19 protein-coding genes are annotated in these 22607 nt (G+C 37.6%); 6 read left to right on the forward strand and 13 right to left on the reverse strand.

All coding sequences use genetic code 11. The features are described 5' to 3' along the window. Positions 1–3 precede the first annotated feature (3 nt). The 9 genes from NIZ91_20275 to NIZ91_20315 all read right to left on the reverse strand — a co-directional run bounded on the left by NIZ91_20275 (position 4) and on the right by NIZ91_20315 (position 9031). The gene (locus NIZ91_20275; protein ID USY57247.1) at positions 4–1347 is read right to left on the reverse strand and encodes a DEAD/DEAH box helicase; all 1344 of its coding nucleotides are present in this window, start codon (positions 1345–1347) and stop codon (positions 4–6) included. A gap of 229 nt (positions 1348–1576) precedes the next feature. Beyond that, entirely contained in the window at positions 1577–2422 is an 846-nt protein-coding gene (locus tag NIZ91_20280) for a DegV family protein (GenBank protein ID USY55007.1), read from the reverse strand. Positions 2423–2538: 116 nt separating this feature from the next. Continuing rightward, on the reverse strand, positions 2539–2976 hold the full coding sequence (locus NIZ91_20285) for a YaaR family protein (GenBank protein ID USY55008.1): 438 nt from the start codon (positions 2974–2976) through the stop codon (positions 2539–2541). A gap of 81 nt (positions 2977–3057) precedes the next feature. After that, entirely contained in the window at positions 3058–3879 is an 822-nt protein-coding gene (locus NIZ91_20290) for a flagellin (GenBank protein USY55009.1), read from the reverse strand. Between the two features lie 15 nt (positions 3880–3894). Beyond that, positions 3895–4320: a flagellar protein FliS gene (locus NIZ91_20295; protein USY55010.1), complete on the reverse strand. Its 426-nt coding sequence runs from the start codon at positions 4318–4320 to the stop codon at positions 3895–3897. Positions 4321–4367: 47 nt separating this feature from the next. Further along, a complete protein-coding gene (locus NIZ91_20300; GenBank protein ID USY55011.1) occupies positions 4368–4673 on the reverse strand; it encodes an EscU/YscU/HrcU family type III secretion system export apparatus switch protein in 306 nt (101 codons plus the stop codon). Further along, positions 4670–6997 carry a hypothetical protein gene (locus NIZ91_20305; protein ID USY55012.1) on the reverse strand — a complete coding sequence of 776 codons (2328 nt, stop codon included), beginning with the start codon at positions 6995–6997 and terminating at the stop codon, positions 4670–4672. The genes NIZ91_20300 and NIZ91_20305 overlap by 4 nt, the downstream gene beginning before the upstream one ends. Positions 6998–7127: 130 nt before the next feature. Beyond that, positions 7128–7811, reverse strand: coding sequence for a response regulator transcription factor (locus NIZ91_20310; GenBank protein ID USY55013.1), 684 nt, complete (start codon positions 7809–7811; stop codon positions 7128–7130). A gap of 71 nt (positions 7812–7882) precedes the next feature. Continuing rightward, positions 7883–9031, reverse strand: a complete 1149-nt coding sequence (locus tag NIZ91_20315; GenBank protein USY55014.1) for a sensor histidine kinase — start codon at positions 9029–9031, stop codon at positions 7883–7885. Positions 9032–9598: 567 nt separating this feature from the next. Between NIZ91_20315 and NIZ91_20320 the strand changes: the two genes are divergently transcribed. Then, positions 9599–10231: a YigZ family protein gene (locus tag NIZ91_20320; GenBank protein ID USY55015.1), complete on the forward strand. Its 633-nt coding sequence runs from the start codon at positions 9599–9601 to the stop codon at positions 10229–10231. A gap of 179 nt (positions 10232–10410) precedes the next feature. Next, positions 10411–11403 carry an LCP family protein gene (locus NIZ91_20325; protein USY55016.1) on the forward strand — a complete coding sequence of 331 codons (993 nt, stop codon included), beginning with the start codon at positions 10411–10413 and terminating at the stop codon, positions 11401–11403. Between the two features lie 34 nt (positions 11404–11437). On the opposite strand, the gene NIZ91_20330 is transcribed toward NIZ91_20325, so the two are convergent. After that, positions 11438–12487 carry an undecaprenyl/decaprenyl-phosphate alpha-N-acetylglucosaminyl 1-phosphate transferase gene (locus NIZ91_20330; protein ID USY55017.1) on the reverse strand — a complete coding sequence of 350 codons (1050 nt, stop codon included), beginning with the start codon at positions 12485–12487 and terminating at the stop codon, positions 11438–11440. 455 nt (positions 12488–12942) lie between these two features. Here NIZ91_20330 and NIZ91_20335 point away from each other — a divergent pair, with 455 nt between their 5' ends. Then, positions 12943–13488 carry a YqiJ family protein gene (locus NIZ91_20335; GenBank protein USY55018.1) on the forward strand — a complete coding sequence of 182 codons (546 nt, stop codon included), beginning with the start codon at positions 12943–12945 and terminating at the stop codon, positions 13486–13488. 11 nt (positions 13489–13499) lie between these two features. Further along, complete coding sequence (locus tag NIZ91_20340; protein ID USY57248.1) at positions 13500–15017, forward strand: flotillin family protein; 1518 nt, start codon at positions 13500–13502, stop codon at positions 15015–15017. Positions 15018–15054: 37 nt separating this feature from the next. On the opposite strand, the gene NIZ91_20345 is transcribed toward NIZ91_20340, so the two are convergent. The 3 genes from NIZ91_20345 to galU form a co-directional block, all read right to left on the reverse strand. Then, positions 15055–15762 (reverse strand): WecB/TagA/CpsF family glycosyltransferase, encoded by a 708-nt coding sequence (locus NIZ91_20345; GenBank protein ID USY55019.1) that lies wholly within the window; start codon positions 15760–15762, stop codon positions 15055–15057. A 91-nt stretch (positions 15763–15853) separates the two neighbouring features. Beyond that, on the reverse strand, positions 15854–17137 hold the full coding sequence (locus NIZ91_20350; protein USY55020.1) for a nucleotide sugar dehydrogenase: 1284 nt from the start codon (positions 17135–17137) through the stop codon (positions 15854–15856). Positions 17138–17374: 237 nt separating this feature from the next. Further along, entirely contained in the window at positions 17375–18247 is an 873-nt protein-coding gene (galU, locus tag NIZ91_20355) for a UTP--glucose-1-phosphate uridylyltransferase GalU (GenBank protein USY55021.1), read from the reverse strand. Between the two features lie 118 nt (positions 18248–18365). Between galU and NIZ91_20360 the strand changes: the two genes are divergently transcribed. Both NIZ91_20360 and NIZ91_20365 read left to right on the forward strand, forming a co-directional pair. Beyond that, entirely contained in the window at positions 18366–19928 is a 1563-nt protein-coding gene (locus tag NIZ91_20360) for a hypothetical protein (protein USY55022.1), read from the forward strand. After that, the gene (locus tag NIZ91_20365) at positions 19915–22530 is read left to right on the forward strand and encodes a DEAD/DEAH box helicase (GenBank protein ID USY55023.1); all 2616 of its coding nucleotides are present in this window, start codon (positions 19915–19917) and stop codon (positions 22528–22530) included. Before NIZ91_20360 ends, NIZ91_20365 begins: the two co-directional genes overlap by 14 nt. Positions 22531–22607 lie beyond the last annotated feature (77 nt).

A 22607-nucleotide genomic window follows, 5' to 3' on the forward strand; every position in this document is an offset into this window, starting at 1 on the left:
ATATCATATCTGAATTAGACCTTGTTTTTTTGCCATATCGTTCATATCTACCATATGCTTTTTCGCTTTTTTCATTTCACCCGTTTGCCCATAGTGAAAGAAGACCACGTCTCCTGTTGGAAAGTTTGCGCTTCTACCAACTCGGCCTGAAATTTGCACAAGTGCGCTTTCAGTGAAAATTTCATTTTCAGCACCTACTACAGCGACATCAATATTAGGGACAGTCACCCCTCGTTCTAAAATGGTTGTTGTAACCAAAATGGTATATTGCCGCTCACGAAATGCTTTTACTTTTTCTTTTCGCTCCTTATCTTCTGCGTGCACCCCAGCCACGCTTGGCGTTAGCTGTTGAATGAGTTCTACAACGGACTGAACCCATTTGACCTTTGGTACAAACACAAAGCACTGCTTATCATCACATACTCGCTGCTTGATCCAGCTTGATATAGAAAAAGGTAACTTCTTTTTAACAAGCCTCTTCTGCCAGTTGCCACACCATACAAAACGAGGTATCGGAATGGGATACCGGTGATAGCGAGCCGGTATTTTGACAGCTGCTAGCTTATTTTCTTTAACCTGTTGCTTAAGATTTTCACTGGGAGTTGCTGTTAAGTAAATAAGGGTTGATTCTACTTTACGAGCTTTGTGGGCAGCATACTGTAACATTGGTTCTGCTGAATAAGGAAATGCGTCTACTTCGTCAATGATCACGACGTCAAATGCTTCATGGTAACGCAAAAGCTGATGCGTGGTTGCGAGGATTAAGGAAGAGTGCTTCCCTTTATCAGCACTTCCACCGTAAAGCGCCACTACTTCCAATCCTTGAAATGCTTGTTGAAGCCTTGGATGAAGCTCCAGGACTACGTCCGTTCTCGGCGTGGCGATGCATACTGATTTACCCAAACCAAGTGCTTTGGCAATACCTTCAAAGAGAACTTCCGTTTTCCCAGCGCCACAAACGGCCCATACGAGCAGCTCTTGATTTGAATTTACGGCTTCTACCATTTGGCTAGAAGCCGTTTGCTGAGCAGGAGAAAGCTTGCCTTTCCATGTAAGAGCTGGGGACGAAACCTTGCGTAAAAGAGGACCTTTCCATGTGATAAGCGGCGTACATTCTGATACACGCCCCATCCCAATGCAAGCGCGACAATACGTACACGTGCTGTGACAGCGACCACAATGAAACGAAGCAAATAGATGCTGCTGCTGATTTCCACAGCGCATGCAGGTCATCACGTCTTTTTTAATGATTGACTTATGATAGCGAATATAGCCTTGTTCGTAATGTTCATGAAGAGTGGAAAAAGAAAATGAAATGAGTTCATCAGGGAGTAATTGCTTCCCAATGAGGAATTGTTGGAGACTTGAACTAAATAAAAATGCAGGGTTAACAGAGGGGGCATACCACTCCGGAAGCTGTGAGATCGCCTTCGCTTCCCGTGAGGAATTTGGTACTAACTGATTGTCATGTAGAATAAAACGCAAAAACATCGCTCCTTTCATCCTAACTAGTACGAGATACGTTGACTAAATTCCTGCAATAAAAAAACCAAACTAACAAAAAGTTAGTTTGGCTTTATTCTTTATACCACCCAACACCGATGGCACCTTCTCCTAGATGAGTACCAATAACTGGTCCAAAGTATGACAGGGTCCACTCAATGTGAGGGTACGTTTCTTGCAGCTCTGCTTTAAATTCTGCTGCTTCTGAAGGGCGATTGGCATGAATCACTACGCCTTTCATTGGCGCAAGCTCACGTGCATCCTCATCCAGTAATTCTACGATACGTTTTAACGCGCGCTTTCTTGTACGGATTTTTTCATAAGGGACAATTTTTTTATCAACAAAGTGAAGCAGTGGCTTAACTTGCAACAAGCTTCCAATAATCGCTTGAGCTGCATTTAAGCGACCTCCACGCTGCAAATGTGAAAGATCGTCTGCCATAAAATAAGCACGTATAGACTTTTTCATTTCATCCAAACGATTTACAATCTCTGCTGGCGTACGACCAGCTTTCGCCATTTTAGCTCCTTCAAGAACATAAAAGCCTTGCACCATGCAGCTAATTTCAGAATCATATACTTGTACGTCAAAACCTGAAACCATTTCGCTTGCTGAAAGTGCCCCTTGATAGGTTCCACTAATCCCACTTGAGAGCGTCACAACGACCGCCGACTCATAACCATCACGCTGTAGCTGCTCATACAGTTCAACAAACTCACCAATTGGAGGCTGAGAGGTTGTTGGCAATGTTTTGGCATCTTTAATTTTATGAAAATATTCTTCCGCCGTTACGTCTATTTCTTCACGATAAGTTTCACTACCAAAAATAACGCTAAGCGGTACCATATGTATGTCATGTTGAGCGCGCACTTCTTCTGATATATACGCTGTACTATCAGTAATAATTGCCGTTTTCATTTGAAAGGGTCCATCCTTTTTTATTATTTAAAAATAAGTTCACTCTATTTTACAACATTTCAATTTAAAATGCATGTTTACAAAAACAAAGAAAGCCCTTTTAACCTTCCCTCTTTTCACGTATAGATGTTGACCAATAAACCTTGGATTTCACCTACTCTTGCTAAAAGCTGAAGCTCATTCGTTGATTTATTTAGCACGTCGTTTGTTAAATCAACAAGCTTACGATCGACTTCTTTTACAAGCTTATATACCTTTGTCGTTCCTCTTCTGTTAAAGCCCCTCTCTTCATGCAGTTCAAAGCCATTTTTAACTGCATCATCCATAAACTCTTTCACCAGGGCTTTGTACTTTCGAAGCACATCAACCGTCTGATTCTTGGCTAAGTGACGACCTTGTTCATCGATTTTTGTCACCAGTTGTGATAAACGCTCATGGGTGAGGTCACGCTGCTTTTTAGCTATAACGTCCGTGAACGTAATTGATTCTTGAACCTCTTTCGCTTTAGAAACGTTTAGTTGATTTGTCAGTCCGTTAATTCGCTGAACATCCATTTCTATTCCTCTTTCATTTTTACTTGTATTATACAGGAAAAAGAGAAAAGCACCGTGCTTTTCTCTCTTTTTCATAATCCATTATTTTAACAACTGTAAAATGCCTTGTGGAAGCTGGTTAGCCTGTGCAAGCATCGCTTGCGCAGCTTGGTTTAAAATGTTGTTTTTCGTAAACTCCGTCATCTCCTGTGCCATATCCACGTCACGAATGCGCGATTCAGAAGCCGTTAAGTTTTCACTCATTGTACTGATATTGCTCATCGCATGCTCAAGGCGGTTTTGTGCAGCACCAAGCGTTGAGCGATCTTTTGACACAGCAGCAATCGCTTTATCAAGCTGAGTAATAGCAGTTGTTGCATTTGTTGCGGTTGTAATAGAAGTTGTCGTAAGACCTAAAGTTGCCGTCGTAACGTCACCAATTTTAGCTAACTTTAGCGCTAAGCTCGGAGCCTCTGGTGAAATTTGAAATTGAATATTCGTTGTTTTCCCATCTAATAAATTTGTACCGTTAAATTGTGTTGTTTGTGCGATACGGTCGATTTCCTGCTTTAACTGCTGCACTTCAGCATCTAAATACGCACGGTCTTCAGCATCTTGATATGTGCCGTTTGAAGATTGAACGGCTAGTTCGCGCATGCGCTGAAGCATACTGTGCACTTCCTGCATGCCACCTTCTGCTGTTTGAATGAGTGAAATTCCGTCTAACGCATTACGCTCTGCCATATCTAAAGCGCGAATTTGAGAGCGCATTTTCTCTGAGATAGCTAATCCTGCTGCATCGTCTGCTGCGCGGTTAATACGAAGTCCAGATGATAGTTTCTCTAAGCTTTTCGACGTATTCATTTGATTCGTGGATAAGTTTTTATAAGCATTTAACGCTTGAATATTATGATTGATTCTCATTTAATAAGCTCCTCTTTATAATGTCGTTGTACTAATTTGGCTCTCATAAGACGATAATTTTCTACGAATGCTTGGTCGCTTTTGGGCTACCTCTTCACTCATTGCCTTATTCCAAGCAACTGAAATTTCCTTTAAAACGTGATGCGCGTCTTGTAAAATCGTAATATCTTTCTTCATGTTTCCTTCTACCACTCGTTCTGCTACGTAGTTATAAATCGTATCCAGCTGCTCCGCGATAACGCCTGCTTCATACTTTAAACCGACGCCTAGGCGATGAAGAATATCACTTGTATTTTTTAAATTTTCATTCGCTGTATAGAAATCTTTGTTATGAATATGTTCAATGCTTTCTTCGATATTTAAAATCGCTTTTTCATACAGCATGGACGTGAGCTGCTGCGATGTTTTTTGATAAAGAAGCTCTTCCGTTAAAAAGTCCAATTCATCATATCTCCCTTGTGTAGTCCTTTTTTTACTTATCGGCACGTCTAGTAGCCATTTTCATTCATGTCCTCGACTTTTTTTACAAATAAAAGAATTTCAGCAATAACTCCGTATAGCTGTGGGGGGATTTGATCTCCTAGCTCAATATCCATCAAATTTGTCAGAAGCGTTTCGTCTTCTTGCAGAGGAATATCATGTTGCTTTGCAAGACTAAGAATTCGATTTGCCGTCAAACCTGAACCTTGCGCAACGACTTTTGGTGCTCCTTCCCCTTGCTCATAGCGAATAACTGTTGCAGAAGGTCCTCTCTTTTGCCTTCTATTCCCTGTATTAATATACTGATAGTTCATATTGAATAATCAAATCCTTTCATTGACAGAAGCGGGATTTGTTTCTTAATTGGTGCTTTCACTTCTTCTTCGCTTCCTTTTCGTAACTCTGAATAGGAGACCCCTGTAATTGCGTAACCAATTGCTGTAATTTTATCCTTTAATTCATCCACAACCGTATCAGCGTTTGATACAAAAACGTCACTGTTCGTTTCAAATGAAATGGACAAATTACGATCTGCTGCTTTTAACATCACGCCAATTTCACCGAGTTGCTTCGTCTCAAATAGAAAGTATAAGCTTGTATTTTCCCAGTCAATTTTTTCATGCTGCTTATTTGACTGAACAAATACTTTCATGGTTCCTATTTCACCTTTTAACGTAAAAGGTATCTGCATATAAAGCTGCTGCGCTGATGAGGAATCCTGCTTATTTAAGAGCTGCTGTCCTGTAATATGCTGAAGGGCTGAATCAGTTGTTTGAGCCGACACGCCCACATATTCTCCTTTTAACAGACCACTTTTAACATCAGCTGTGGATGCTTGCTGTTGTCCTTGTAATACATGTAATGCCTCTTTTTCACGCTGAAACCCCAATCTCTTTACCGTTTCATAGATATCTCTAGCTCCTATTTCTGACTCATCAACGATGCTAATTCCTGGTAAAGCAGCTTTTGAAAACAAATCGTCTTGAACAAAATGCAGCATCTTTTGGTGAGAAGGCTTATAGTCCATTCCTTTAATCATCTCTTTAATTTGCATAACTAAGCTGTGAGCTTGAGAGCGATCCCCTTGTGCTAATAGACGTTTGGCTTCTTGAAGAAGCTGACTAGCCTTCAACATTTCTTTTTCAGACTTCATATCAGCATATAACATGAAATCACTTTGTAAAATCGCTTTATCTAGCTGCTTAACGGTTGCTTCTAACAGTTGTGAAGCCTTCATTCTTGCTGAAGGTGCTGATTCTTGAAGCAAATCCGACACATTGAGAAGCTGACGATTTACTTGCTGCTGTATATTTTTAAATTCTTTTGTGATATGCGCAAGTTTTTCTGTCACAACCGTTACAACTACATCTTTTGTAGCAGCATGAAAAGGTAGGTCTTTTGCTGATGATTGCTCAGAACTCTCGCTAATGGCCAATATAACTTCATTTATTTGCTTTCTAGCAGCCATTTCTTTATGCTGATCTGCTAATTTACTTGCCTCAACAAGAGCTTCACTTACTTTTTCAGCGTGTTCCGGATGAGCTATTAAAACTGGTAACACTTGATTGGAAAGGTGCTCAAGAGCAACTTTTATATTCGGCTCACGACTAAACTTACGCATAGCCAAATGAAGTACTTCTTGAACATTTTTTATATCTACTTGTTTTGTTTGTAACGCTGTTACCAAATCAATGGTGCGCTGAAGAACAAGTTCTTGCAGCTTTAAGCCTTCTAGTAGCTTTCTCTGAACTTCTTGCGATACACCGCTACTCTTTAATTCAAGAAGCAAAGCCTGCATTTCTTGTTTAGTTAGGGGCATGTTTTTCAGCAGGTCGTCTCGATTCAACTCTTTAAGAATGCTCGCTGTGACTTCTTGACTCGTTCGAAAAATACGCTGTAATTGCTCTACGATATTCTTAGGTATTTCTTCTACCTTTTTTAATTGCTGAAGAATACTCTCTACGTTATCACCTGTTTTTAGACGTTGAAGCAGTACGCTGATTTCCTCTTGGTTAAAAGACGATTGAGTCGCTCCTTTTACACTTTTTAAAGCTTCTTCAACCTTAACCTGTAGCTCTAATGACAAATTCGGTCGATTGGTAACCGCTTCTTTAAAAAGCTCCTTTAATCCATCACCGTGAAGAGCTTCATCAATGGCAGTAAGATGCGTTACCGTCACTTCTAACTCTTTATTCACAAGAGCAGAAATCGTTTCATCTGTTTGTGAAGCTGAGCGATTTATTATAGTAAAAAAACGTTCAAGTGCTACTATCGAAGATTCTGTTATTCGATATCCAGCATTTCTAAGTCTTTGAGCAGCTTTTTGTACTTGTTCTGAAGGAGCTGCCATATTTGGCCTTGTAACCGGTTCTTCAAAAAACTCTGTTGGTGTTTTCGATAAAACTTGTCCTTCTATATAACCTTCTTTTATATGCGTTACTTTTATTTTAATATGATCATTTTTACGTACTGGCTGGTCTAGCCAAACGGGTACTTCACGTCCCTTTACCTGCATAAGCACCTCTTTTTCATTCATTACTTCCTTAACTATTCCTTGCAGCGTATCTTCTGTTGCAACTGTAGTTGCCGAAGGCGCAATCGCGTGATGCAACGAATGGGATGACTGTTGAATTTTCATAGATTCACGCTCCATTAAGTCGCTTTACGACATATGTTCTCTACGGTATGTATCGGCTACTTTTTTTTGCTTTTCATATGTCTTTTCACCTAAAAAAGCTCCGCATACAAATGTATGCGGAGCTTTTTTGTTATCGTACTTCTACCCAACCGTTTTTAATTGCTACAACAACGGCTTGCGTACGGTCGTTTACGTTCATCTTTTGTAAGATATTACTTACATGATTTTTAACTGTTTTTTCACTAATATATAGAGCTTCACCAATTCCACGGTTGCTCTTTCCATCAGCTAAAAGCTGGAGTACTTCACATTCACGGCGAGTTAATAAGTGAAGTGGACGACGGATTTCAATTGGCTCATGTGGATATGAAGATGATTGACCTTGAGCTGCCAGTCGACGATATTCTTTTACTAGGCTATGCGTTACCTTCGGGTGTAGGTAAGATCCACCTTCTGCTACCACTTTAACAGCTTCAATTAATGCATCTGCATCCATTTCTTTTAATAGGTAGCCTCTTGCTCCTGTTTGAAGTGCATGAGTCACATATGTTTCATCATCATGAATAGATAAAATGATAACTTTCGTATCTGGATTCATCTCTACTAGCTGCTTTGTTGCTTCAACACCATTTACAGCTGGCATATTGATATCCATGATAACAACGTCAGGTTGATGTTCTTCAACAAGACCAATCGCTTCGTTACCATCGTCACCTTCTGCTACTACTTCAAAATCTTTTTCAAAATCTAAAATACGTTTTACTCCTTCGCGGAATAATTGATGGTCATCAATGATGACAATTCTTGTTTGCATGTTCGGTTCCTCCCCAAATCTAACAGTGAATAGTTATTTACTATATTAATTTGATGTTATTGTTATTTTTATTATTTATTTAGAATCGGTACTTTAATCATAACAAGTGTACCTTGATTTAATTTTGAATGGACAGCAATGCTTCCACCCAACAAATCTACTCTTTCCTTCATTCCAATTAAACCAAAGGAATTTTCTTTTTTTTGATTTTGATCAAAGCCACATCCATCATCTTTTACAAGTAAAATTGCTTGTTCGTTATTAAACTCAATTTTCACTTGAACTTCCGAGGCATCCGCATGCTTTAACGCATTTGTAACAGCTTCTTGTACAAGTCGAAACAGTGCTACTTCCAGCTTTGACGCAGTACGTTTTTCTTGTCCAATCGAAATGAAAGTAATGCGTGGTTTACCGTCATTATAGTCTTCAATCGTATCTAAATATTTTCTAAGTGTTGGAATTAACCCGAGATCATCCAATGCCATTGGTCTTAAGTCGTAAATAATTCTTCGCACTTCATAAAGTGCTGAACGCACCATTTTTCGTAAATCTCGAATTTCATCCATAGCTTCCTGAGCACTGCGCTCTCGGTAAATACGCTCAATTAATTCCGACCTCATCATCACGTTAGCTAGCATTTGTGCTGGACCATCATGAATTTCACGGGATAATCTTTTCCGCTCTTCCTCTTGTGCTTCAATAATCCGAAAGCCAAAATACTCTTTTTGAATAGCATCTTCAACAATTTCTCCAACTTGCTTCAAATCGCTGGTTAAATAGTTTAATACTACTGAAATCTGTCCTACCAGGTGATCTGCACGCTTAATGGTTTCTTCCAACGACATCAATCGACGCTCAAGTTCATCTCGCCTACTTCTAAGCTGGTGTTCTGACTGCTGATTCATCAAAAGCTTTGTTTGCAGTTCATGAGCCTTTTCGTAGGCATCTTTCACCTCTGGCTCAGAATAAATTTGAAAATGCTTACTTACCTCAGCTAAGCGCTTTCGTGCTAAACGTGCCTGAGCCTCTAAGCGATCTCCTTGTTCAATAACATGCAAAACTTTGGCTTTTAAACCTTCTAGTTCTTCTTTTATCTCTTCATATTCCTGTCGTGCACTTTCAGATAAGCGATATACTTCATCTTTACTATTTCCAACTGTGCCAATGATTTTGTCTAATATTTCATCTAACATTTTACTTGTTAATTTATGTTTTGACATTTGTTCACCTCAAGCTTACACTCACATTCGAAGAAATGCCAATACGTTATTACGCTTTCTCGTACGACTTACTTGAACTGCGAGGAAATCTGGATAGACTCCAGTTTACATGATTAAGACAGCATCTATAGAAACAGCATGGCTATAGAAAAACATATGAGATACCTTCTTGTTTTTCTTATATTAGAATAGAATAAGTTCTTTTGGTGTACATCTTTGCTCACTACTTTTTTCATGCATGATATACACTCTACTCCAAAAGACTACCATTTCTATCTCACCATTAACAGGGACAAACATCCTGTTTCGTTTAACAATTACATGTCATTCGTAACATTTATGTGATTATTTTTTTAAAACTTTTGGTTTAGTTAGTCTGTCCATTATCATTGATAAATACTTTACAACACTGTAACAATTCAAGGCTCCAAATTGATGTATCAGTTTTGAAGCTTTATAATAAGTGAGATAAGAAAAAATTGCTTTTATTCTTAATTTTAATTACCTATTACCCACTTTTCTTTAATAAACACATAAAATCATATAAACAGGAGGCATTTTACTACCTTGTTACCTCAATATTATACTGTAAAACAGTCTGGTGCACATGAAATTGTGATTCAAAAATCGCGCTTTATCTGCCATGCAAAGCGTGTGACAACGGAAAAAGAAGCACAAGACTTTATTCAAGGGATAAAAAAAGAACATTGGAGCGCAAACCACAACTGTTCTGCCTATTTAATCGGAGAGCGGGATCAGTTTCAAAAAGCTAATGATGACGGTGAGCCTAGTGGTACTGCCGGTGTACCAATGCTTGAAGTACTGAAGCGAAAAGAGCTAAAGGATACTGTTGTGGTAGTAACGCGTTATTTTGGCGGCATTAAACTTGGGGCTGGAGGACTCGTTCGCGCATATAGCAACTCAGTATCTGAAGGCCTTACAAACATTGGCATCGTAAAATGTACACTTATGCAAATCATGCATACAAAAGTCGATTATACGTGGCTTGGCAAGCTAGAAAATGAATTACGCAATTCACCTTATGCCTTAAAAGAAATTCATTATGCAGATAACGTGATTGTAGATACATTTGTCGAAGAGAGTCAAAAAGATGCATTTACAGCATGGATGACGGAACTTACAAATGGCCAAGCAGACATTTCAGCAGGCGAAGTGACCTATTTAGAAGAAGAGATATAATGAATTATTTACTGTGAATTAAAAACATTGTAAAATGAAAGACAGCGCACTGAGTCACAGTGCGTCGTTCTTTTCCTTACTAAAATATAAGGTAATATTGAAACCATACCGTTTAAATTGAATTCTAACAACAAACAATAAAATTATGTAAAAACTTACTAAACTAAAGGAGAACGTATATGGCTCAGCATAGGCGTTTTGAAAAACGAGTAAATCGAAAAAAGCGAAAAAGAAGATTGCTTTCTTTTTTTCTTTTGCCAATCTTAATCATTGGATTATCCGCTACGGCGTACGGCTCTTATTTGTTCGCTAAAGCAAAAAGCGTTGCATCTGATTCATTTCAAAGCTTAGGAGATCGTGACTCTTCACCGATGCGCGATCGAAAAATCGACCCTAAGAAAGACAACATCTCCATTTTATTTATGGGGGTTGATGACAGCGAATCGCGAAATTTCGGGAAATCCGCTCGTACAGATGCACTAATTTTAGCGACGCTAAACGAAAAAGAAAAAACGGTGAAGCTTGTGAGTATTCCTCGCGACTCTCGTGTATATATTCCAGAAGTCAGCAAAAAAGATAAGATTACGCATGCTCATGCATATGGTGGACCGAAAGCAACGGTCGAAACAGTTGAAGAGCTATTCGATGTTCCCGTAGACTACTATGTAAAGCTTAATTTTCAGGCTTTTACTGAAATTGTTGATTCTTTAGGAGGCATCGAATTTGATGTACCTTACGACTTAAAAGAAAAAGACTCTAGTGACCATCATGAAGGGGTCGTACTAAAAGCTGGTAAACAGCACTTAAACGGTGAAGAAGCACTAGCCATTGCTCGAACAAGAAAACAAGATAGTGACATTGAACGAGGCAAGCGACAGCAGCAGCTTATGCAAGCTATCGCTAAGGAAGCGTCGTCAATTGGGTCTATGACAAAGTATGGTAACTTAATCGAAGCTGTTGGTGATAACATGAAAACAAACTTAATGTTTGGCGAGATGCTTTCGTTCTACGATTACGCTTCAAAAAATATTGAGATTGAAACATTAAACCTTGCTGGGACAGATGATACGATTAATGGGGTTTATTATTATGACTTGGATGATATGGCTGTTCAAGAAGTAAGCGATACGCTACACGAACATTTAGGTCTAGACGAAGAAAGCAAAGAATAGAAAAAAGCCTGTCGGCCGAGCCGACAGGCTTTTTTTATTTATATCGCAGAGCTTGAAACATATTGAGTAGTGGTCGATATGTTTTATCTACCAGACCAATTTTCTCCACAATAATTTCAATTGCAAAAATTAAAATGGCGAGAACGAGGAACGATCCCCACATGGTTTGTACCTGAGAAAAGATAACCGCTGCTAGGCCAAAGATTGCACTCATACCGTAAATAATTAAAACTGTTTGGCGATGGCTGTACCCTAAGCGCAACAGGCAGTGATGCAGGTGCGACTTGTCAGGAGCCGAAAGCGGCTGATTTTTAACGATACGGCGAATAATTGCAAAGAACGTGTCTGAAATCGGTACACCGAGAATAATAACGGGTACAATCAATGAAATTAACGTAACATTTTTAAATCCTAACAGAGATAAAACCGAAATCATGTACCCTAAGAACAGTGCCCCTGTATCTCCCATAAAGATTTTGGCAGGATGAAAATTATAAAACAAGAACCCAAGCGTACTGCCTAACAGGATAAAGCCCATACTCGTTACGAACACGTCGTTCATCATAATGGCCATTCCTGAAATTGTAATTAACACAATTGAAGAAACTCCAGCTGCAAGACCATCTAATCCGTCAATTAAGTTGATGGCATTGGTAATCCCTACAATCCAAATGATAGTAAGAGGAATACTCAAAACGCCAAACTCAAGACTGCCGTTAAAAGGAAGGTTGATATACTGAACTTGTACACCGCCATATACCACCACGATTAATGCTGCAAGCAATTGACCGCCTAGCTTAATTTTTGCTGAAAGTTCCATCATATCATCCAACACACCTGTGATAATGATGATAAAACTTCCGATGATAATTGCTAAAGCGTAAGGGCTAGTTGGTTGTAAAAGGAAATAACCGATTAAAAAACTAATAAATATTGCTAATCCTCCAAGACGAGGCATAATTTTCTGGTGAACTTTTCGTTGATTTGGCTTATCTGTTGCACCTATTTTAAATGCTAATTTTTTAACAAGCGGAGTGACTAAAATAGACGAAATAAAACAAATAAACAAGGTCAAATATAACATGTAGACCCTCCTCAGGTTTATGTTAACCAAAATCGCAGTAAATGTTACTGTTATTTAGATTTGGATAATATTACATATGAGCGAGCTATTGCACAAAATTTTTTGACTAGTTTTCTCCTAAACTGGATTATACCATATTGATTTTACTACTTAAATAAGAATTTGTCTTTATAAAGCTTAAACTAACTTTTTCTATGTATCTATCATTTAATACACACCTGCACTCTTATATTTTTCTTCTATCTTTCTCTTGCTAACCAACACCCTATCTATTGTATTTAACCGTCTTTGCAAATATACGAACATTCGAATGGATGAATGAACCAATTGCTTATCTACTGCATCATCTCAACCTTAAAGTTGAAAAAAAATTATTATTTTTATAAAAAATGAAACTTTTCCATTTTTTGAGCGTATTACCTTTTATAAGAATTAAATGAAGGGAGGTTTTCAAATTGGAACTGTTCTCGGTACCTATTCAGACAATTTACCTTTACACGCTAATTGGTTTTGGTACCCTTACCTTTTTATACATTTTATTCGGTGACGTACTAGATGCATTATTTGAGGGTATTCCTGGATTAAATCCTACGCTCATTTTTTCCTTTTTTACAATCTTCAGTGCAAGCGGCTATATCTTAGAACAATTACAGCTATTTTCTAGTATTTTAAATCTGATTGTCTCTGCAATTATTGCCCTATTACTCGTAACACTACTTAATATTTTTGTTCTTATTCCTTTATCATCTGCTGAAGAATCAATTGCTTTTACAGAGTCATCTCTTCAAGGCCGAATTGGCGAACTCATCATTCCTATTCCTATTGACGGATACGGTGAAGTTGTTGTTAAAGACGTAAGTGGTACTATTTCAAAACCAGCTATTAGCTTAAAAAATCAAGAAATTTTGTCAGGTACCAAAGTATTGATTGTTGAAATCAAAAACGGAAATGCGGTTGTTGTTACTTACGAATCGACCAACTACACACTACCAAATTCATAATCAAGAGGAGGATATTTATGTCCATTTTTATTATTGCTGGAATCGTTGTCTTTTTATTAATCGTATTGATTGGAGTATTTATTACCAAATATCGTACTGCAGGTCCTGATGAAGCACTGATTGTCACAGGTAGCTATTTAGGATCAAAGAATGTTCACGTTGATGAATCTGGAAATAGAATCAAAATTGTTCGAGGCGGAGGTACATTTGTATTACCCGTATTTCAACAAGCTGAACCATTGAGTTTATTATCAAGTAAATTAGAAGTATCAACACCTGAAGTATATACAGAACAAGGTGTACCCGTGATGGCCGATGGTGTATCTATTATTAAAATAGGCGGTTCTATATCAGAAATTGCTACAGCAGCTGAACAGTTCTTAGGTAAAGCAAAAGAAGATCGTGAAACGGAAGCGCGTGAAGTTCTTGAAGGACATTTACGTTCGATTTTAGGATCAATGACTGTGGAAGAAATTTATAAAAATCGAGAGAAATTTTCACAAGAAGTACAGCGCGTAGCCTCTCAAGACTTAGCAAAAATGGGGCTTGTTATCGTCTCATTTACAATCAAGGATGTACGTGATAAAAATGGATACTTAGAATCCCTTGGTAAACCTCGTATCGCCCAAGTAAAACGTGACGCTGACATTGCTACTGCTGAAGCTGAAAAAGAAACGAGAATCAAGCGCGCAGAAGCACACAAAGATGCTCAAAAAGCGGAACTAGAGCGAAATACTGAAATTGCGGAAGCCGAAAAAGCAAACCAATTAAAAACGGCTGAATACCGCCGTGAACAAGATATTGCAAAAGCTCGTGCTGACCAAGCATATGATTTAGAAACAGCTCGTGCAAAACAGGAAGTAACAGAACATGAAATGCAAATTCGTATCATTGAGCGTCAAAAACAAATTGAGTTAGAAGAAAAAGAAATTCTTCGTCGTGAACGCCAATATGATTCTGAAGTTAAAAAGAAAGCAGATGCGGATCGCTACGCAGTTGAGCAGGCTGCTGCTGCTGAAAAAGCGAAGCAACTTGCAGAAGCGGATGCAAATAAGTATCGTGTTGAAACAATGGCTAAAGCAGAAGCTGAACGCGTTCGTATTGATGGTCTTGCAAAAGCGGATGCTGAGCGTGCTCAGGGTGAATCAGAAGCAGAAATTATTCGTTTAAAAGGACTTGCAGAAGCGGAAGCAAAACAAAAAGTCGCAGAAGCGTTTGAACAGTTCGGTCAAGCAGCTATATTGGATATGATTATCAAAATGCTACCAGAATATGCGAAGCAAGTTGCTGCACCTTTATCTAATATTGATAAGATTACAGTCGTTGATACAGGTAGCTCAGGTGAAAATGGCGGTGCCAATAAAGTAACTGGCTATGCTACCAACCTAATGTCTACTTTACAAGAATCGTTAAAAGCTTCATCTGGGTTAGATGTTAAAGAATTGATTGAAAACTTCTCTGGAAAAGGAAACGTTCGTCACAGCTTAGATCAGCTAACAGAAGAAATTAAAGATAAAAAAGAAGCGTAATAAAAAAGAGAGCCTTTTGCCTAGGCTCTCTTTTTTATTATCCTTTTAGCGCTTTAAGTAAGAACTTTGGTAGTGCTAGTTGTCTTTTTAAACGCCATGGCTCTTTTATTAAGCGATATAACCATTCTAACCCGAATCGTTGAAAAAATTCTGGAGCACGGTTTAAGCGACCAGAAATTACATCAAACGATCCTCCTACCCCTTGGTAAACGGAAGGGTATAAATGATCTTTGTTTGCTAAAATCCAGTTTTCTTGTGCTGGGCTTCCTAATGCAACAAAAACGATCTCTGCTTTTGATTCATTAATAGTTGTTTCAATTACATGCTCGTCTTTTTCATAACCATCAAGTACACCCACAATTTGAATACCTGGAAACTTCTCTTCTAGCTTGACTTTCGCCTCTTCAGCTATGCCTGGCTTGGCACCATACAAGAAGATTTTCTTGCCTTCTACAGCAGCTGTTTCACAAAGCTTCATCATCATATCAATTCCCGTTACTCGTTCGCGGATTTTACCTTTGCGAAGCTTAGAAGCCAAAATAACACCAATACCGTCTGGAATTTGATACGTTGCTTTATTTAGCAATGTACGTAGCTCCTGATCTTCTTGGGCTTTCATGATCTTTTCTGGATTAATGGCTACAATAAACGAGGTGTTACGTTGATTAATATCTTCCATTAGCTTTACTGCTAACTCATCATATGTGTCGTGACATACATCTACACCTAAGATATTCTCTTTCATCAAATCACCTATTTAAAGATACTAAAATTTTGTGTTTATTCGTAATGAAAGACAGGCTATAGCCCGTCTTTCATTGTTATCTTTATTATGCTTACATTGTAGAAACTTTAGAATCACCTAATAAAATAACATCAAATCCTGCTTGTTTCCATGCATCACGCTGAATACAATTTTTCGTATCAAAGATAGCTTTGGTACGCATTTTATCTTCAACTGCAGACGGAAGCATTTCTTTAAATTCGTTATGGTCTGTGAGAATTAAGATTAAGTCTGCATGAGCTACAGCTTCCTCTAAGTCTTGTGTTTGCTTTTCAATTTTATTTTCTTTAATGTGCGGGTCGAACGCCGTGTAATCAACATTTAACTTATCTAAATGTGCCAATACATCCGTTGATGGACTTTCACGCATATCATCAATATTCCCTTTAAATGCTAGGCCTAATACGGCAACACGACCGTGCTGAATGCCTTTTGCATCAAGAATGCTTTTTGCTTTTAGCGCGGTATATTCTGGCATTGAATCATTTGTTTGGCGAGAAAGAGAAATGATTTTCGCTAACTCAGGTTGTAGTTCTGTTAAGAACCATGGGTCAACTGCGATACAGTGTCCCCCTACACCCGGCCCTGGTAAATGAATGTTTACACGTGGATGATAGTTCGCTAACTTAATCGCTTCCCAAGCATTAACACCTAGTTTTTCACTAATTTTTGCTAACTCATTCGCGAAAGCAATGTTCACATCGCGGTACGTATTTTCAATAACCTTGACCATTTCAGCCGTTGTAGCATCTGTTACGTGAATATTGCCTTTTACGAATACTTTATATAATTCCACTGTTAATCGACTTGATTCTTCGTTAATTCCACCCACAATGCGATCATTGTTTACCAGTTCTTCAAATACCTTACCTGGAATAACACGCTCAGGTGAATGAGACACAAATAATTCTGTTCCAAACGCTAGTCCTGTTTCTTTTAAAACAGGTAGCATAACATCCTCTACAGTACGAGGAGGAACTGTTGACTCTAAAATAACCAAATTCCCTTTACGAACATAAGGAACGATTGATTTGGTTGCTTCTCTTACATAATTTAAATTAGCTGTTTTATCACTATTAATTGGCGAAGGTACTGCAATAATGAATACATCTGCTTCTTCAGGTTTTGTACTAACCGTGAATAAGCCTTCGTCGACTGCTTCTTCTAAGCGCTCTTGTAGTCCATTCTCTTCTATATGAAGCTGTTTATTTTTAATTAAGTTGACTGCATGCTCGTTTACGTCAACGCCGTGAACCTGTAAACCATGATTTGCAAACATAACGGCTGTCGGTAAACCAATATACCCTAAGCCAACTACACATAATTTTTTTGCCATTACAGAAAATCTCCTTTATATGACATACTTTATAAATGAAACCTACATGATATTATAGCGAAAATTGTTGCATCATGATAGCTTTTATATAAAAACACTATTCAAATTGTCTTCTTATTTATATTATGCATCAGTTTTGTTTTGTTCATCACCGAACAAATGATTTATCTTTTTAAGCTTTTTCTAAACCAAAAGAACTAACGCACTAGTTGCAGTGCGCTAGTTCATCTACTATAATCATTTGTCTTTTACAATCGTTTGAAAGTAGTCCATTAGTTTTTCTTTCAGTTCATCTCTTTGCAAACCAAAATCTACCGTAGCCTTAATAAAACCAAACTTATCTCCTACATCATAGCGATTACCTTGGAAATAGTGAGCCAACACGCGCTGAGATTCATTCAGTTGTAAAATTGCATCTGTCAACTGCACTTCTCCCCCAGCACCAATTTTCTCTTGACTTAAAATATCAAAAATCTCAGGTGTTAAAATGTATCTTCCCATAATTGCGTACGTAGAAGGTGCATCAGCCGGATTTGGCTTTTCTACTAACGTATTTACTTCAAAAACATCATCTTGTATTGACTCTTCAATTCCAATAATTCCATATTTATTCGTTTCTTGACGAGGTACTTCCTGAACACCTACTACCGTACATTGGTGTTCTTCATAAACATCCATAAGTTGTTTTAAGCAAGGCTTTTCCGATTGTACAATATCATCACCGAGTAAAACTGCAAAAGGTTCATTACCAATAAAGCTTTGTGCACAGTTAATCGCATGCCCTAACCCCTTTGGTTCCTTTTGGCGAATGTAATGAATATTGGCTAAGCTTGAAATTTCTTGGATTTCTTTAAGCATGTCCCATTTTTCTTTAGCTGCTAACGTTTCTTCTAATTCATATGATTTATCAAAGTGATCTTCAATCGCGCGCTTACCGCGACCGCTAATAATTAGAATATCTTCAATACCAGAAGCTACTGCCTCTTCAATAATATATTGAATCGTTGGTTTATCAACAATCGGTAACATTTCTTTTGGTTGCGCTTTCGTTGCAGGTAAAAATCGTGTTCCTAATCCTGCAGCTGGTATGATTGCTTTACGTACTGTCATTTCATTTACCTCCCATTAAATTCATGGTTGTTACAATTCATATAAATGTATTTTATAATAACCTTATCATAACTGTCACGAAATTCTACATCGCTTCCATTTTGAAAGGATGAGTCAAATGACCGAGTTTATTTATAAATTAAAATCAAAATTTATTTCTACTCTTCCCTACAATAATCCAATTTATAAAGCAAAAGCTGCTGATGGGCTTCAATTATATAAGCAGATTTCAAACAATGGCATAAAGCAAGACACAGAGACCATCTCTAACCGTGTAGATGGATTTACCACAACAATTAATACAAGCAACTTACTCAAAAGCTCGTGCACGTGCAATGATGGTGAATTTTGCAAACATCAATTCGCTTTGGTTTTCTTTCTTTGGGCCCAATATGAGCCCCTAACAATACTATTTCAAGAGTGGCGAAGCGCAGGGGAGACAAGCTTATTCATTCAACCAAAAAAACCTTCTTCTCTTTCCATTGATCTTTCTTTTAAGGCGTGGATCGAGCAGTTTGATATAGTATACGATCAATTCTCGCAAGCACAATCCACCAAAAACCTTTCTATTTTTCAAAATCTATATGAGGAGTTTTTTATGTCATTAACTAAGACAGCTCCAACTGAACCGACCTTACGAAACCTTTTTCTTTTATATGGAGGTCTATACGCCGTCTTAAAATTTAATGATGAGCTAAAGCAGATTCAGCTCTCTGCTAACACAAAAGAATCCTTCTTATATGTGCACCTTTATAAACTAACCAATAAAGTAAGTGAATTAGCTAAAGTTAATAAGCTAAGTTCCATTCCAGATGATAAGAAATTCATTATTGAAAATAGTTTATCTTTTATTCGCTTATTACTAGATGAAAGTGATTCATTACAATATGAATTGATGAAGTTATATGAGGTTATATGGGCAAATGTATTAAATGACGAGGAATGGATCAACAAAGAATTAACCATTCTTAAACCTTTTACCTCTATTCACGCGACTATTGCCCGTAGCTATTTATTATTTTTAAATGGAAACGATGAAGGTGCTATCCTAACTCTAAAACCAGATGACTTATCAAAGCTTCCTTACTATATCTCTTGGGTAAAGGAACTGCTTTCTCAAAAAGAAACGGAGCGCTTGCCAGTGTGGATAACCTATCTTTCAAATAAAATGGGTGAGTATGTAAGGACTGTTCCCTCCACTTATCAAGGAAGTCGAAATATGGTTTCAATCTTAGTGAACCTTTTTAAACAATACGCACTTCTCATAAAGAAGGAAGATCCTTATATCGTGTGCCTTCAGCTTTTATTACCGTATAGCTTTATTGAATATAGCCAGTATCTACATAACAAAGGATATTTAAAAGAATGGATGGAACTTCAAGTACTGCTAGACTTTGATGATGCCCAACAAGCAAGTGAAATAGCTGAATATGTTATTCAACAACGTGCAGATTATGCGATTCCAATCCTGCATCAAATTATTAGTCACTTTATTTCAGAGCGTAAGAAAACAAGCTATGCACTTGCATGTGATTACTTACTAAAACTACAAGAAATTTATATTAAAACAAATAAAGAGAAGTTGTTTCATCGTTATATACACTATTTACATGGTGAAACAAAATCACTATCCTTATTTCAAAAGCTACTAAAAGAAAGAGGGCTTCATGCTGATGTTTGATTTATTTGAACTAACGCTCCATATTGATAAATACGAAGATAAGTTGTTTTTATACTGCACCGACAGAAACCAACAGCTTCTACAGCCAGCCAAATGGAAGAATTCCCTATTTTTATGGCATTCTTCTTCTTATTACGGTACAACTCTATCTCCTTTTGAGCTGGACGGCAAGAGTGGTATTCTATTGTCAGCATGGGATAGCTTCACATTCTTTTTGTCCATTGAAAAAGGACACTTATTAACACCAACGTTTTCAGAAGAAGTTCAGGATTACTTTAATAGAGCTTTAAAGCTAAAAGAGAACCTATTAACTGTCGATGGATTAACACAGCCTTTATTGGTAAATAGCAATTCAACTTGGGAAAAAAATGTGCTTGAATTTCTTTTTCTCAATCATACTTATCAGCTGCTCGAGGAGGCTAATATCCCTTATCCTCAAAGTGAATATACCGTATCTGTGCGATTTGAAGAACCGTTATTTGAAGGTTCTTTTTGGGAAGTTCAGCTAGTAGCCATTCCTGCAGATAGCGATCAAGACCCTTTTCTTATTCGTGATGACATGATTCATGAGTATCAAAATGAAAAAGCTATTTTATATGAAGTTCAACGAATTAAGCACTCATCACCTACCTTACGACATGCCTTATCAGGAAAAGTACCTACGTTATCTGATGAAGAGCTATGGAACTTCCTGACCCAGGAAAGCAATGAATTAATTCAAAAAGGTGTGCACATGCAGCTACCTAGCTGGTGGAAAGGAATTAAAAAAGGTCGAATTCAAGTACACGCTGTCCATGAAGAAAACCAAGCGTCTTCGTTTGGAATAGAAGCTTTAACAAACTTTCAATGGTCGGTTTCTATAGACTCACATAGGTTAACGGAAGATGAGCTCAACGACTTGATTAAAAAGAAAAAACAGTTGCTAAAATTAGATGGTCAATGGATTCATGTAGACAGTACGCTTATCAGAAAAGCGAAAAAGCTGCTAAAAGAAGCAAAGCAACAAGGCGTTAGCGTCCATCAAGTATTGCGTTCGCATCTAAAACAGCCTTTTTCATTTGATAATGATTGCAATAACGTGCCCATTGAATATTACTTAAATTCACACTCTCAATCAATTGTTAATCAATTAAAGCAAGCTCATACACTTCCACCTATCCAACTTTCTTCTGCTTTTAAAGGAAAACTGCGCCATTATCAACAGGTAGGATTAAATTGGTTAATCCACCTACGTCAAATAGGGATAGGCGGCTTGTTAGCAGACGACATGGGTCTTGGTAAAACGATTCAGTTGATTAGTTATTTTACAAAGGCAAATGAACTAGCCGCTGCACAAAAGCCCTTTTTACTTATTTGCCCAACTTCACTGATTGGGAATTGGGAGAAAGAGCTGAGTAAATTTTCACCTTACCTCAAAGTGTATACTCACTATGGTAAAAACCGATTAGCGTCAGAAAACACAACAAGTCTAGATGAAATAAGTGATTATGATCTAGTCATTACAACTTATCAATTGGTGGCTCAAGAAGTCGGACTTTTTCAAGCGAAAGTTTGGGATACAGTATGTTTGGACGAAGCCCAACATATTAAGAACCCTCATACTAAACAGGCAAAAGCAGTTAAAAAATTAAATACAGCTCATCGATTTGCTCTGACCGGTACACCAATCGAAAATCGGTTAACCGAGCTATGGTCTATTGTTGATTTTCTAAATCCTGGTTATCTAGATAGCTTAGAAAGGTTTAAGAAAGAATTTGTTATTCCAATTGAGAAAGAACAAGACCTAAAAAAATCGAAACAGTTAAAAGCATTGCTTTCTCCCATTTTATTAAGACGTACTAAATCAGATAAAAAAATTGCTTTAGACCTACCTGATAAACAAGAAGAAAAAGTGCATATTGAGTTAACAGCTGAACAAAAAGTGCTGTACGAAGAGCTTGTTCATTCGACTCTTAACGATCTTAAAGAACAAAAAGGAATTGAACGAAGCGGTCAGGTTCTTCAACTTCTAACAAAGCTCAAACTACTTTGTAACCACCCTGCTTTGTTGTTAAAAGAGCCAATTAATAAGCAAGCTATTACTCGATCACCTAAGCTTGAGAAGACAGTTGAGCTACTAAAACAAATTAAACTACAAAATGAAAGCTGCTTAATCTTCACTCAATATCTTGAAACAGGGAACATGCTAAAACGTACTTTGAAAAGAGCTTTAAAAGAAGATGTATTATTCTTGCATGGAGGTTTATCAAAAGCAGAGCGTGATGACATGGTAGCATCTTTTCAATCTGGTCAGCATTCCATTTTCATCTTATCCTTACGATCAGGTGGAGTTGGTTTGAACCTAACAACCGCGAATCACGTAATTCATTTTGATCGTTGGTGGAATCCAGCAGTCGAAAATCAAGCGACGGATCGCGTATATCGAATTGGTCAACAAAAATTTGTCCATATTCATAAATTTATTTCCTTAGGGACGATTGAAGAAAAGATTGATGATATGATGATGAAAAAATACGCGCTAAGTGAACAGTTAGTTCAAAATGACAAGTGGATCACAGAATTGTCACAGCAAGAACTGCAAGAATTATTTCAATACAATTAATAAAAGAAAAAGCCACCTCCTTATTAAATTCGGCTTCAAAAGAAGAAAAAAGGTGTTTTGTGTGACAAAATACCCTT

The sequence above is a fragment of the Bacillus sp. 1780r2a1 genome (genome assembly GCA_024134725.1).
GTDB lineage: Bacteria > Bacillota > Bacilli > Bacillales > Bacillaceae_H > Priestia > Priestia aryabhattai_A.

Bases quoted from the DNA above. Each gene is read 5' to 3' on its own strand.
- NIZ91_20310 (USY55013.1), bottom strand. From the start codon at position 7,811: ATGCAAACAAGAATTGTCATCATTGATGACCATCAATTATTCCGCGAA.
- NIZ91_20305 (USY55012.1), bottom strand. From the start codon at position 6,997: ATGAAAATTCAACAGTCATCCCATTCGTTGCATCACGCGATTGCGCCT.
- NIZ91_20300 (USY55011.1), bottom strand. From the start codon at position 4,673: ATGAACTATCAGTATATTAATACAGGGAATAGAAGGCAAAAGAGAGGA.
- NIZ91_20315 (USY55014.1), bottom strand. From the start codon at position 9,031: ATGTCAAAACATAAATTAACAAGTAAAATGTTAGATGAAATATTAGAC.
- NIZ91_20345 (USY55019.1), bottom strand. From the start codon at position 15,762: ATGAAAGAGAATATCTTAGGTGTAGATGTATGTCACGACACATATGAT.
- NIZ91_20285 (USY55008.1), bottom strand. From the start codon at position 2,976: ATGGATGTTCAGCGAATTAACGGACTGACAAATCAACTAAACGTTTCT.
- NIZ91_20280 (USY55007.1), bottom strand. From the start codon at position 2,422: ATGAAAACGGCAATTATTACTGATAGTACAGCGTATATATCAGAAGAA.
- NIZ91_20365 (USY55023.1), top strand. From the start codon at position 19,915: ATGCTGATGTTTGATTTATTTGAACTAACGCTCCATATTGATAAATAC.
- NIZ91_20325 (USY55016.1), top strand. From the start codon at position 10,411: ATGGCTCAGCATAGGCGTTTTGAAAAACGAGTAAATCGAAAAAAGCGA.
- galU (USY55021.1), bottom strand. From the start codon at position 18,247: ATGACAGTACGTAAAGCAATCATACCAGCTGCAGGATTAGGAACACGA.
- NIZ91_20290 (USY55009.1), bottom strand. From the start codon at position 3,879: ATGAGAATCAATCATAATATTCAAGCGTTAAATGCTTATAAAAACTTA.
- NIZ91_20330 (USY55017.1), bottom strand. From the start codon at position 12,487: ATGTTATATTTGACCTTGTTTATTTGTTTTATTTCGTCTATTTTAGTC.
- NIZ91_20350 (USY55020.1), bottom strand. From the start codon at position 17,137: ATGGCAAAAAAATTATGTGTAGTTGGCTTAGGGTATATTGGTTTACCG.
- NIZ91_20360 (USY55022.1), top strand. From the start codon at position 18,366: ATGACCGAGTTTATTTATAAATTAAAATCAAAATTTATTTCTACTCTT.